This window comes from Photobacterium sp. OFAV2-7 (assembly GCF_022347985.1).
Classification (GTDB): domain Bacteria; phylum Pseudomonadota; class Gammaproteobacteria; order Enterobacterales; family Vibrionaceae; genus Photobacterium.
The window spans coordinates 1-12,517 of record NZ_JAKRFQ010000059.1 but is presented as its reverse complement, the minus strand read 5'-3'; the positions used below and the strand labels follow the sequence as shown (position 1 = coordinate 12,517).

At 54.8% G+C, this 12,517-nt stretch carries 12 protein-coding genes and 1 pseudogene; all 13 read right to left on the bottom strand.

What is annotated here, in order from left to right:
* A partial coding sequence (locus MHN01_RS06330; protein WP_239410544.1) for a methyl-accepting chemotaxis protein occupies positions 1 to 1,007 on the bottom strand: 1,007 nt, incomplete at its 3' end.
* 490 nt (positions 1,008 to 1,497) lie between these two features.
* On the bottom strand, positions 1,498 to 1,827 hold the full coding sequence (locus MHN01_RS06325) for a multidrug efflux SMR transporter (protein ID WP_075762472.1): 330 nt from the start codon (positions 1,825 to 1,827) through the stop codon (positions 1,498 to 1,500).
* Between the two features lie 11 nt (positions 1,828 to 1,838).
* Positions 1,839 to 2,240: a multidrug efflux SMR transporter gene (locus tag MHN01_RS06320; protein ID WP_239410543.1), complete on the bottom strand. Its 402-nt coding sequence runs from the start codon at positions 2,238 to 2,240 to the stop codon at positions 1,839 to 1,841.
* 51 nt (positions 2,241 to 2,291) lie between these two features.
* Positions 2,292 to 3,038, bottom strand: a complete 747-nt coding sequence (locus MHN01_RS06315) for a hypothetical protein (protein ID WP_239410542.1) — start codon at positions 3,036 to 3,038, stop codon at positions 2,292 to 2,294.
* 37 nt (positions 3,039 to 3,075) lie between these two features.
* Positions 3,076 to 3,747, bottom strand: a complete 672-nt coding sequence (locus tag MHN01_RS06310; protein ID WP_239410541.1) for a phosphate propanoyltransferase — start codon at positions 3,745 to 3,747, stop codon at positions 3,076 to 3,078.
* A 293-nt stretch (positions 3,748 to 4,040) separates the two neighbouring features.
* Positions 4,041 to 4,280, bottom strand: a pseudogene (locus MHN01_RS06305) (BMC domain-containing protein); the annotation flags it as partial.
* A 10-nt stretch (positions 4,281 to 4,290) separates the two neighbouring features.
* Positions 4,291 to 5,259, bottom strand: a complete 969-nt coding sequence (cutD, locus tag MHN01_RS06300) for a choline TMA-lyase-activating enzyme (protein ID WP_239410540.1) — start codon at positions 5,257 to 5,259, stop codon at positions 4,291 to 4,293.
* A 68-nt stretch (positions 5,260 to 5,327) separates the two neighbouring features.
* Positions 5,328 to 8,738 (bottom strand): choline trimethylamine-lyase, encoded by a 3,411-nt coding sequence (cutC, locus tag MHN01_RS06295; protein WP_239410539.1) that lies wholly within the window; start codon positions 8,736 to 8,738, stop codon positions 5,328 to 5,330.
* A 92-nt stretch (positions 8,739 to 8,830) separates the two neighbouring features.
* A complete protein-coding gene (locus MHN01_RS06290; protein WP_239410538.1) occupies positions 8,831 to 9,973 on the bottom strand; it encodes a 1-propanol dehydrogenase PduQ in 1,143 nt (380 codons plus the stop codon).
* 15 nt (positions 9,974 to 9,988) lie between these two features.
* Positions 9,989 to 10,246: a EutN/CcmL family microcompartment protein gene (locus tag MHN01_RS06285; protein WP_075762480.1), complete on the bottom strand. Its 258-nt coding sequence runs from the start codon at positions 10,244 to 10,246 to the stop codon at positions 9,989 to 9,991.
* Between the two features lie 32 nt (positions 10,247 to 10,278).
* Positions 10,279 to 11,952: an acetaldehyde dehydrogenase (acetylating) gene (locus MHN01_RS06280; protein WP_239410537.1), complete on the bottom strand. Its 1,674-nt coding sequence runs from the start codon at positions 11,950 to 11,952 to the stop codon at positions 10,279 to 10,281.
* Positions 11,953 to 12,053: 101 nt separating this feature from the next.
* On the bottom strand, positions 12,054 to 12,332 hold the full coding sequence (locus MHN01_RS06275) for a BMC domain-containing protein (RefSeq protein WP_075762482.1): 279 nt from the start codon (positions 12,330 to 12,332) through the stop codon (positions 12,054 to 12,056).
* Between the two features lie 12 nt (positions 12,333 to 12,344).
* Positions 12,345 to 12,509 carry a BMC domain-containing protein gene (locus tag MHN01_RS06270; RefSeq protein ID WP_370646441.1) on the bottom strand — a complete coding sequence of 55 codons (165 nt, stop codon included), beginning with the start codon at positions 12,507 to 12,509 and terminating at the stop codon, positions 12,345 to 12,347.
* Between the last annotated feature and the right edge of the window lie 8 nt (positions 12,510 to 12,517).

Here is a 12,517-nt window from a genome sequence, read left to right as displayed (position 1 = left end):
GCCTCCAGCATCACAGTGCGGCCGCGATTGGCTTCTTGTTCTGCACGGTTGGTGTATTCCGAGGCATTGGCGCTGCTTGAAGCCACTTCCTGGATGGTGGCAGAAATTTCATTCATCGCCGTCGAGATCATCTCGATCTCCTGGTATTGTTGCTGCATACCGTTGGCATTTTCAGTGGCTGCCTTTTTCAGCTGCAGGCTGGATACGCTCAGCTGCTCGCTCGATTTGATGACGCTGCCCATCATGCTAGCAAATCCCCAGCGGGCCTCGTTGTAGTCGGTATAAAGCGCGCCGACTTCGTCGCCGCTGTCATCAGACGGCAATGGCTTGGTGAGATCGCCTTTGGCAAACAGCTGCAGCGCTTCACGCAGTGGCAACAGAGGTTTCATCAGGTATTCGTTGACGTAGAGGTACAGGCTTCCGGATAGCAGCATCAGCATCAGGATCAAGCCCAGCGAGATCTGCATTTTGACCGTCACGCTGGCATTGCTGGCCGTCTCCATCATCTTCACGGCGGTATTCATTTCCTTGAGAATAACCGGAGATCGCTGATACAGCTCTCTTATCAGGGTGGCATTCTCTTCGCTGCGAAGCTTGCTTTCATCTACCTGCAGCAGCTTTTGGATACCGGCACGATATTCAAGCCATAGCTCGTTTACCTTGCTAAACTGGGCTTCAATCTCAGCGGTCTTAGGCGCTGAAATCCCTTGTTCCTTGTCGCCGTTTCTCAGCAGGTTCATTGATGACTCAAACAGTTTAATGGTCTTGTTCACTCCCTCTTGCTGTTCCATCCCGGACTGTACCAGCAGGACTTCCTTGGCAACCCGTTGGGACAGCATTCGCTGGCGTCCGGCTACGTTGATGGTTGCCGCATCGGCTTCCATCCCGTAGTAGATAATCCCCATCGCGCTAAACCCGGATAGAACTAAGATGACACTCAGCAGCAATAGCTGCGCCTGGATACTCTTGAGGCCGATAGTCTGAAGTAGCTTTCTTATTATTTTCATTCTTTTTATTACTCTTATCTTTAAATAGTTTTGATTTAATTCAGTAGACGTTGCCATGGTGCCGCTTACACCACGTCGAATTGGCACTCCACTCGCCAACGCAACCCGACTTGCTGAGCAGTCGCTATCGGGGCAATCACTGAGTTTTGACATCAGGCTGGTTTTGATCGCGACACAGCCCGTCAAACAAATGACAAAAGCGTCAAAACACAGACATACTACAATAGAGGTATAAATAAGGAATATGGTTTCAAATCAAAAAGTCGCGTGAATTATGATTTATTTGGTGCATATTTGATCAGGCATCAAGTTTTAATTAACTGGGCAGGCACCTCGTCAAGAAACTGACACAAATCTGCATAAAAAAAGCCCCTAATACGAATTAGGGGCTTTCAGCTATCTATCTAGCTTTGGGCTAGACAATCCATGACCATGCTCCAACTTAATATGAGTCTCATATTGATATTGATAGCATGGTCTGGTTTGGGGTTTACATCTGCGAGAACACGTTCATGATCACGCCACCTGTGATGATCAGGCCCATAGCCAGCATGGCCGGGAAGTCAGGCTTCTGCTTGTAGAGGATCATCGAGAAGATTGTCACACCGATAATACCGAAGCCACACCATAGCGAGTACGCAATACCGACAGGGATATAACCCATCGCCTTGGTCAGCGCGAAGTAACACAGGCTGTACGCACCAATCACCAATGCCGACATCGCCGGGTTACGGAAGTTATTGGTTTTCTTAATGTATGAAGTGCCTGTGATCTCAGAGCAAATTGACAGTGCCAGCCACAAAAATCCTACGTTGAACATGGTATATCTCCTTACCCTTTCGCTTCTTCAGTTTTAAGTTCGATTGCTTCTTCTTCGCTTTCTTCTTCACCCATCTTGGAGAACAGGTTCATGATGATGATCCCGCTGGCGATGATCAGCATGCCGATCATGGCGGCCATATCCGGATGCTGGCCGTAGAACACCATGCCCAGCGTCGATACCAACAGAATACCGGTGCCAGACCAGGTCGCGTAAGCAAGACCAACCGGCAGGTATTTCACCGCCTGAGACAACGAGTAGTAACACACCACGTAAAGCAGAACGATAACCGCCAGCAGGGCTGTTTTGGTAAAGCCTTCACTGGTGTCGAACATTTTCAGGGTTGAGGTGGCCGAGGTTTCAGAGGCGATGACCAACGCCATCCAGAGCCATTTTTTTACAGATTCAGACATAAATACTCCTAAAGTTTTCTTTCAATTTTTGTTTTCGAATTAGATAAAGCGTTAGCCAGCTTGCTGAGCCTTCACATACTCCTGAGCCAGATCGGTTAACCGGTCCTGCTCGGAAAATGCGGCGATCCCCTGCTCCATCACCTCGGAAAGGGTGATGAAGCGTGGCGATGCCGATTCAGCCGGCACACTTGCATTTGTTCTTACATTTGTTGTTATTGCGTTCGTTGCTCTTTCGTTAGCTGAAAGGGGTTGGCAGCCCAGCTCCTGTGGTTCTGCGTCAAATACCGCTATCGAACCAAGCGTTAAACCCAGTGCCTGCACCACCTGACGCTGTGCTGTCAGCCTTGCGGTCATGGCCGGGTTATTGGCCAGTCCCTTCAGCTGGTTCAGCTCGCTGTCCAACCGGCACTGATAATCCAGAGCAGCTGTCGGTATCCCTTTCATCAAAGCGGTTTGCACCAGTACTGCACCTGGCGATCCGAACAGACCGTTAGCGATCTCGGCCAGCGTTGCCGGGTCGAGAAACGGTAGCCACACCGCCTCGAAGCCGGACAGAAACTGCACCGGATCGCTGCCGTCCCACGTTAGGATCTCCCCCACTTCCTGCCACTGAATCGCTGAATGCGCGGCAGCTGCCGAAGGCGGGATGTAGATGGAAAACCGGCGCTGCGAACACTGCTGAAGACGCGCAATGATCAGGGACTGATAGTCCGCATCACCGCCCAGCACAACCAAAGTGCGAGGCTGCATGCCCGCGAGCACGCGTTTCACCAGGACTTCAATCTGTTGCTCGTTCATTCCTACCTCTCTTAGCTCAGTCATTTATCCGGCTTAATTACCGAGCCAGATAAACGTCTTCTCCCGAGCGGATCCCTGCCGCATTGGCTTCATCGGTGTCGATATGGAACTCCAGCGCGTATGAAGGGCTGACTCGCACCACCACCTGCTCGAATACCACGCCACAACCGCCACCAGCACGCACCTTCACCCGCTGGCCGTTCTCGACCTGAAAGCGGGCAGCATCCTGCGTGCTCATGTGGATATGGCGCTGGGCACAAATCACTTTCGAATCGAGATGGCAGTAACCCGCCGCTCCGACCAGCAAGGCATCTGCCGAGCCAGTCAGATCGCCCGACTCGCGAACAGGCGCCTTGATGCCGAGGGTGTAACAGTCAGCTTTCGAGACCTCGAGCTGCGTTTGTGGCCGGGCCGGACCCAGCACGCGTACACGCTGGATCGAGCCCTTAGGGCCGACGATGGTGACGCACTCTTTGGCCGCGAACTGACCCGGCTGCTTGAGCTCCTTGATAGGCGTCAGCTGATAGCCCGGCCCGAACAGCGCTTCGATGTCCTGTTGACTAAGGTGAACGTGGCGGTTTGACACCCCGGTAGGAATGCCAAGCTCCGACACCGCACCCGCCATGACCGAGCTCAATACCGCTGCTTCCTGGCGGCAGCTCAGCGGCAGCTTCTGCTCAATCTGTGCCATTAACGTTGCGCTGATCATTTGCGTGGTCCTTGTTTACGGGTTCGGGTAGAGCGCTTCGCCGCAGGTTTGTCGCCAGTCGCCTTGCGGCTTGTTTCTGGCTTAGGCTCTGTTTCCTGTGCAGTTTCTGGCCCTTTAGTGGCTGTTGGCTCTGGCTTTTGCTCGAGCTCGGGCTTTTGCTCTGACTTAACCAGCACCTCAGGTGCAGGCTGCGCTTTTTCCGGTATTGCGGTATCGACTCTCGGTGCAGGTTCACAATCTGCATCAGCAACCGGCTCCGGCTGAGCTGATGAGGTGTTTTCCAGCATCGCCAGCACACTCTCGTCAGGGCGGGCGATCACCAGTGACGCCACGACACCCTGCGCCGCTTCGACACCGTTTTCTACCGCCGCCGAGATGGCACTGATCTCGCCGTGAAACATCACGGACACCAGTCCCGAACCAATTTTCTTGTAACCCACCAGATTGACGGCTGCCGACTTGCAGGCCGCATCAGCGGCGTGAATGGCAGGCGTCAGACCCCGGGTTTCTATTACGCCCAAACTGGTCGTCATCGTTTCCTCCTTAATGTCGAACCAAGCTGATATCGAAATCGAACTGGGTAAAGAAGGCACTTAACTGGTCTAGCTCTTCGTCGCTATAACCAAGGTCTTGGGTGATTGGGTAAATCATGTCGAGCTTGTCGTACTTGGTTTTGCCAAACTGGTGGTATGGCAGCACGTCGATACGCTGGATGTTGCCGCGCTTGGCAAGCTCCATGACATAGCTAAATGCCCCGGTGATCGAATCGTAAGAGTCGTTGTAGCCGCGGATCAGAGGCATACGGATCACGATGTTGGCGCCAATGTCGACCAGGTATTCGAGGTTGCGTTTTACCCCTTCGTTACCAATTCCGAGCAACTGACGGTGCTGGTCGGTATCAATTTGCTTGATATCAAACAGGAACAGATCCGTGCAGGTGGCCAGCTTCTGGTAGCTTTCCAGGCTAGTGGTGCCCTGGGTTTCAATCGCGGTGTTGATCATCTGCTTTTTGCATTCGGTCAGCAGCGCCGTGGCGAAATCCGCCTGCAGGCTCAGCTCGCCGCCGCCCAACGTGACCCCGCCGCCAGAAGACATGTAGAAGTCGTAATCCTGCATGATGATTTCCATCAGCTCGGAGACCGTGACATCTTTGCCCATCACATCCAGCGCATCGCCCATGCACACTTCTTCGCACTTACGGCAACCAATACAGTCCACCGTCCGGTTGATCTTGTGCACTGCCTTGCCGTCCGCACCGGTGCTCATCATGTGCACACCGGCAGGACATACCTGGGCACACTTGCCGCATGCGACACACTTGTCCTGGCTGAACATCACCTGGAACTTGCTGCTCAGCCCCTCGGGGTTGGCGCACCAGTCACACTGCAGGTTGCAGCCCTTGAAGAAGATCAGCGTCCGGATCCCGTCACCGTCATAAATGGAATACTTCTGGATATTAAATATCCGTCCTGTTAGCTCTGCGTCTTTGCTCACTTGTGCTATCCCAGTCATTGTTTTTTCTCCTCACTTCGCTCGCGCTTAGTGGCTATATAAGGGGCCTTGCGGCCCCTTGGGCTGGGTTAGAATTTTTCCAGTACGGTACGGCTGATGATTTCGTCCTGAACTTCCTTACAAAGCTCGACGAAGTAGGCGCTGTAGCCGGCAACACGCACGATCAGGTCGCGGTATTTCTCTGGCTCCTGCTGGGCCTTCTTCAGCACTTCGTTATCGACGTAGCTGAATTGCATCTGGCCGTTGCCGAGAATCGAAGCGGTTCGCAGCAAGGTGATCAGGCCGTTCTTGCCTTCCGGCGTATCGAGCAGGCCTTTGAGGAACTTGAAGTTGTGCACCATACCGATGTTCATGGTTTCAACATTCATCTTGCTCACCGACTTGATGATCGCCGTCGGGCCCTGCTTGTCCGCACCCTGAGTCGGGCTGATACCGTCAGACAGCGGCATCCACGCCAGACGGCCGTTCGGTGTCGCATTGGTCAGTTCACCAATCGGGGTGTTGTTAGAGATAGACAGGGTGCCGTGGCTCAGACGCGAATAAAGCATCTCGTACTTGCCACACTCACGCTCGGTCCACTCGGTGATATCCAGCGCGAAATCATCGGCGTAGTTATCATCATTACCGAACTTAGGTGCGTTCAGACAGTCACGGCGCTGCTCTTCGAAGCCTTCGAAGTTAGCCAGCATCGCATCGCGCATTTGCTCCAGGGTGTACTTCTTGTCTTCAAATACCAGCTTGCGGATCGCAGCCATTGAATCGACGTATGTTGCCAGGCCAGAGAAGATCAGACCCGGACCGTAGTTGACCACGGCACCACCGGCACTGACGTCTTTGCCCTGTTCCATACAGCCTTCCACCAGCAGTGACATCAGCGGCTTAGGTGCGACATCGCGGTGCACGCGCTGGCTGATCACCGTACCAACGGCAGACAGTTTGACGATATGGGCAATTTGCTCCTTCACCGCCGCATCGAAGGCGTCGAAGGTTGTCATGCTATTCAGATCACCGGTATCCAGGCCCTGATGGCTATCAAACAGCACCATGCGGCCGCGATTCAGCACGAACTCAATCGCGATAGGCCACTGGGTGTAACCGGTAGAGGTCCACTGGTAGATACGGCCAGATTTCTGCGGCTCTACACAGCCCATCAGGCAGTAGTCACGAGCATCTTCGAAATCGTAGCCTTTGCGTAGCATCATCTTGATGTGCGAGTCATCGAAGTGACACGCCGGGAAGCCCATGCCCGCCTTCACCACGTCGACGATTTTTTCCATGTAGTGCTGTGGCGACTGGTTGTGAATACGACACGCCAGCGACGGCTGGTACACCTTCACAAAACGCACGGCATCCATGATCAGCAGGGTCAGATCGTTGGTCGCATCACCACCCATACGCTTCTGGCCGCCAACGGTCAGGTTAATGAACGGCTGGTAACCGGCGAAGTATTTCGCGCCCAGCTCGCTCGACATCCACATCAGCTCGGCACACTTGATGATGAAGGCCTGCATCATCTCCAGAGCTTCTTCCTTGGTAAGGCGGCCTGACTCGATGTCAGCTTGGTACATCGGGTAGCAGTACTGGTCAAGACGACCCAAGGACAGACCGGTCTGGTTCTCTTCCACTTCGAACAGTGACTCAACTGTCCAGATGCTCTGCAGCGCTTCCTGCAGGGTCTTCGGCGGGTTGGCCGGGACGTTTTCGTTAGTTTCAGCAATGGTGAACAGCTCGGCACGGCGCGCCGGATCAGTTTCGGTCAGTGCCAGCTCGCGGGCGTGGTTAGCCAGACGCTTGGCGTAGGCCATCACACCTTCACAGCTTTCGATAGACGCCTTATAGAAGTAGATCTTGTCGATGTCTTCCGGGTTTTCCATGCTCAGCTGAGCCAGTTTTTCCTCGGCATCGGCCTTGATGCCGTTCATGCCCTTGGTGAACAGCAGGACGTCATAGCCCGGACAGGTATCACCACCACCGTTGATCTGGTGGTAAGACAGATCACTGACGTAAGTCTCGCCACTGAACTCCCACAAGCCAGCTTCGCGGTACTGGGCTTCACAGATCTCATCTAAAGATCGGCCTTCCCAGAACGGTACGATCTCTTCACGGATCACCTTCTTGTCTTCTTCAGAGATCTCGAACGGATCCTGCGGACGGGTGCTCATGGTATCGAGCTCGTCACGAACCCAGCGCCATGCGATATCCGGCGAGAAGGCACCGGCACGTGGCTTGCCACATGGGTGGCCGACAATCAGCTCGTCATCCTGGATCAGCAGCGGAGCAGTTTCACAAGCCACGCGGAATGCCTTGGCACGCAGCAGAATTGGCGGCAGGCCCTGGTGCTGCTTGGTCACCTCGGTGAATGCCAGCGCACGGTAGATAGACACGCTCGGACGGGCTTTCAGGTAGTTATGACGCAGGCGCTGCATACGCGGTGTCAGGCCTTCCATCTCTTTGACTTCAGACTCGGCGGTTGTTGCAATCTGCGGAGCCGCTGCAGTAATTGGAGCACCACCGGCCTGGTACAGGCGAACCGCCAGTTTGCTATCAAGGCTTGCCAGGTTATTACGGGCAGCCAGCAGCATCTTGGACAGATCGTTGATCATCAGCTGGCTGTCTTCGAAACGGCCGCCCTGTACCATCCAGTCGAACATCGGGTAACCGTCAACGGCTTTTTCTGCGCGTACTTCTGACAGCTCGCTCAATTTCAGCCACAGGCTTTCGATAACTTCATATGCCTGCTGCTCGGTGATCACACCGGCCTGCAGATCACGCTGGTAGTAGCTGTATAGCGCCTTGTCGAAACCTGCTGCACCCACGGCGTAGCCACCGTTGTCCAAATGCATCATTAGCTGGAACAGATAGAAAGCCTGACAAGCTTCCTTGAATGTCTGAGCAGGTTGGGCCGGTACGCGGCGAAGGATCGCGGCAGTTTCTTTCAGCTCGGCCTGACGGTACGGGTGGGTTTCCGTTGCCGCCATGCGCTCCATTTCGGCAGCCAGTTTGTTGGCCAGCGCCACGGCGCCGTTGCAGGCAAAGATCATCGCCTTGCCCTGATTGACTTCGTCCATGCCGCTGCGGCTGATCGCGCTGCCGATGTTTTTCAGGCGCATCTCGATGTGCTGCTCAAGAACCTGGAAGCCGGAGCTGATCACCGACATGTAGTCAGGGCTGTTGGTTTTATCGCAGTTAAGGAAACCAAACACAGACTCGTTGTTCAGTTCGTCTTCGGTGTGGAAGATTGCACCGCGGGCCTGAGACGACTGGCTGCCGACAATCAGTTCGTCCTGACCGATGTGGACAGGCATCTCAGCCATAAGCTGGGAAAACTGATGGGCATTTTTGACCATCGGCGGCATACCGGCGATATCGTCGCCCATTGATGCCAGAATTGTTGCACGCTCGGCGCTAATAGTGCTTTTTTGCGCAAGCAGTCTTTCCGCCAGCATTTTTACACGCGGCGTAAGGGAATAGTTGGCCATAATTCAGCCTCTCCTAATAATATGTTTCACTGTCGGCCGGGCCTGGACGGCCCGCCATTTCGATATTGGATTGTTGTGCGCTATGGCATTGCCTAGGTGTGGGCAATACCTGCAAACGCTTGTCGGTATAGGGTTTCCAAGTGGTGGGTGTTCACCTCACGCGGATTGGTCGGGGTACAGCCATCTTTCAGCGCCGGAGCGACCAGATCGGGCAGCGAAGCAAAGAACGCCTGCTCGGCCACCTCGCAGTCGCGGATGCCTGCCGGCATATTCATCTGCTCTTTAAGCACATCAATCGCCACGATAAGGCTCATCACACCTTCCCGCGTTGAACGGCTCGGCAAGCCAAGCTGCTTGGCCAGATAGGCATATTTTTCTGCCGCCAAGGTCTGGCAGTCGCCGTGCAGGTTGGCGTTAAAGGCCACAACATGCGACATCATCAGGGCGTTCGCCCGTCCGTGCGGAATGCCGAATACACCACCCAGCGAGTGGGCCAGGCTGTGGGTGATCCCCAACGAGGCATTGGTAAATGCCATGCCTGCAATGCACGAGGCATTGTGCATTTTCTCCCTTGCTTCGAGGTTGCTGCCGTTCTGGTAGCACTCAAGCAAGTGGGCGAAGACCAGCAGCACGGCCTTTTCGGCAAGGGCATCGGTAAAATCAGACGCCATAGTCGAGACATAGGCCTCCAGCGCGTGACACAGCACATCCATCCCGGTATCGGCGGTAATGCCCGCAGGCACCGACTTCACCAGTTCAGGATCTAAAATGGCGTGATCCGGCAACATAAACTCGTCGACCACTACCCATTTTTCGCCCTTTGACTTAATCACCGAAAATGCCGTGACTTCCGAGCCCGTACCGCTGGTGGTCGGGATAGCGACAAAGCACGGTTTTTTCGCCAACTTGCCACTTTCCCACAGGGTGTAGATCACCCCTTTGGCCGCATCGATCACCGAGCCACCACCCAGCGCGACAACCACATCCGGCGCATCGGCATCCATCTGCTTCATGCCGTTGACGATGACCGAGATGTCCGGATCCGAGGTCACATCGGCAAACAGGCTAACCACCATCTGGTTGGCAAGCAGACGCTGGCGGACCATATCGGCCATGCCAAACTTGACCATCGCCTGATCGGTCACGATCAATGCGCGCTGACCCGTCAGTGTGCCCAGCTTGTCTAGGGCGCCGTTGCCAAAATGGAGCGTCGGCTTAATCTGAAATTCATTCATGCGCTCTGTTATTCCTTATTTGTCCTGATGGACTTTTTCCACGATGGCAACGATTGACATGGCCTTGTACTGCTGTTTGTGCAGCGCAAAATATTCCTCAACCAGGACCAGGTCACGAATACCGGCCCCCACACTGTCGACGGCTACATAGGTACGGTCCTTGATGGGCTCGAGATCGTCCCCCAACGCCGTTACCAGCAAGAGGTTGCTGCCTCGTAGTTCGTCATTTTTCTGCGGGGCGACGACATGCCCGGTTACCTTTGCGAGAATCATAGTTTTGCCACCTTCTGTTGCGTTGCTATCGGTTAGGACGCCATGCGCCCCATCACCTGCTTGATGATGCGCTCGACATTTTCTTCCGTTATGTCACGACTAGCGTCACTGCCGACGCCAGTGCCAGCGTCATTGCAGGCCGGTGCCGGAACGCCGCAGCCAAAGCGGTCATCCGCCGATGTTGTTACTGCAGGAGCAGCAGGAGCCGCGACAGGTGCCGGGCCACCGGTAAAGCGCGTGTCTTCGAAGATGCTGGCCGGTGCACTTGCAGCCACAGCCGGAGCTGTAACAGGCGCAGCTTGTACTGGCTGGGCCGCTGGCGCGATAGACGCTTCCGGCTGGCGAAGATCGTCAATATTGCAGACGCCGTAGCCGACCTTGCGGACATTGAGCAGGTTCATCGGACCGACGTTATCTGAGCTCGAGCCGCCGCCAAGAGCGCCGCAACCTAGGGTCAGGGCCGGGATCAGGTTGGTTGTCGCACCAATGCCGCCAAGGGCTGCCGGGGTGTTGACCAGCATGCGGAATACCGGTTTTTCCAGTGCGAACTGGCGCACGATGTCCTGGTTTTGGGTATGGATCACCAGGGTGTGGCCCATGCCTTCGTTGGTCAGCAGTTCTACCACGCGGTCACACGCCGAACGCCAGTCTTCCTCGATGTACAGGCCCAGTACCGGGCAGAGTTTTTCACGGGAATACGGGTTTTGATGGGATACGCTGTCCTGGCGAGAAATCAGTACCTTGGTGTTAGCCGGTACACTGAATCCGGCAATCTCTGCCAGTGATTGTGCGCACTTGCCGACGATCACCGGGTTAATCATGCCGTTCGGACGCAGCAGGATATTCGCCAGTTGTTGCGACTCCTGCTCATTCATGAAGTAAGCGCCCTGAGCCAGCAGCTCCTGGTGCACCTGCTCATAAATGCAGCGTTCGGCGATGATGGATTGCTCGGACGCGCAGATCACACCGTTGTCGAAGGTTTTGCTGGTAATGATGTCGCTGACAGCCTGCTTGATATCGGCAGTACGCTCGATAAAGGCCGGACCATTACCCGGACCACCGCTGATTGTCGGTGTGCCCGATGCGTAAGCCGCACGCACCATGCCTTCGCCACCGGTTGCCAGGATCAAAGAGACATCTTTGCTGTGCATCAGCTCTTTGGTGGCTTCCATTGTCAGCAGCGTCACGCCATCGACGATACCGGCAGGGGCTCCGGCTTCCATGGCGGCACGCTTGACCAGCTCAATCGCTTTCTGGCTGCATGCCTTGGCGTTCGGATGCGGCGAGAAGATGATCGCATTACCGGCTTTGAGCGCGATCAGCGTCTTGTAGAAAATCGTTGATGTCGGGTTGGTCGACGGAACCAGCGCGGTGATCACCCCAAGCGGTACACCCACTTCCATCACCTTGTTCACCGGATCATCAGAAATGATGCCAACCGTTTTGATCGGCTTGATATGCTCGTGCACCTTGGTCGACGCAAAGGTGTTCTTCAGTACCTTGTCCTGCCATCGCCCGAAGCCGGTTTCCTCATGGGCCAGTTTCGCCAGCTCTTCGGCATGGCGAGCCGCTTCGGCAGCAATGTGCGCGACAATACTGTCGACTTTTTCCTGCGAGAACTGCGCAAACTGGGCTTGTGCCTGTTTGGCCTGTTTTAGCAGCTCACGGGCTGCCTGAATGGATTGTAAATCCTTGTCTAAAGTCATGATCTCTAGTCCTTCACTAATGCGTGAATGAGGGGTAAAAGGATTGCCTTACAACAATTGGGTAAGGCAAACTCGCCCCGGCATCTTGCACAGCGGCAACGTTAGGCCTTGTGCTGGGATGCAATTTTCTCGATGTCATTGTGTGGGCGGGCAATCACGCGAGATGACACCACTTCACCCACTTTCTGTGCCGCTTCAATGCCTGACTCAACGGCTGCGTTTACTGCACCGACATCGCCTTTCACCATGACTGTAACCAGACCGGAACCTACATTTTCGTAACCAATCAGCTCGATATTGGCGGCTTTGCACATGGCATCAGCAGCTTCAATACTTGGAACCAAACCCTTTGTTTCGATAAGACCAAGTGCATCTTTCATAGAACTTTCCTTTTATTCAGTCACGGTGTACTGAGAGACAATTTTTTCGATATCGTTATGCGGGCGGGCAATCACCAAAGACGTGACAACCTCGCCGACGCGCTGCGCCGATTCCACACCGGAGTCCACTGCAGCCTTCACCGCACCGACATCACCACGGACCATGGCCGTTACCAGGCCAGAGC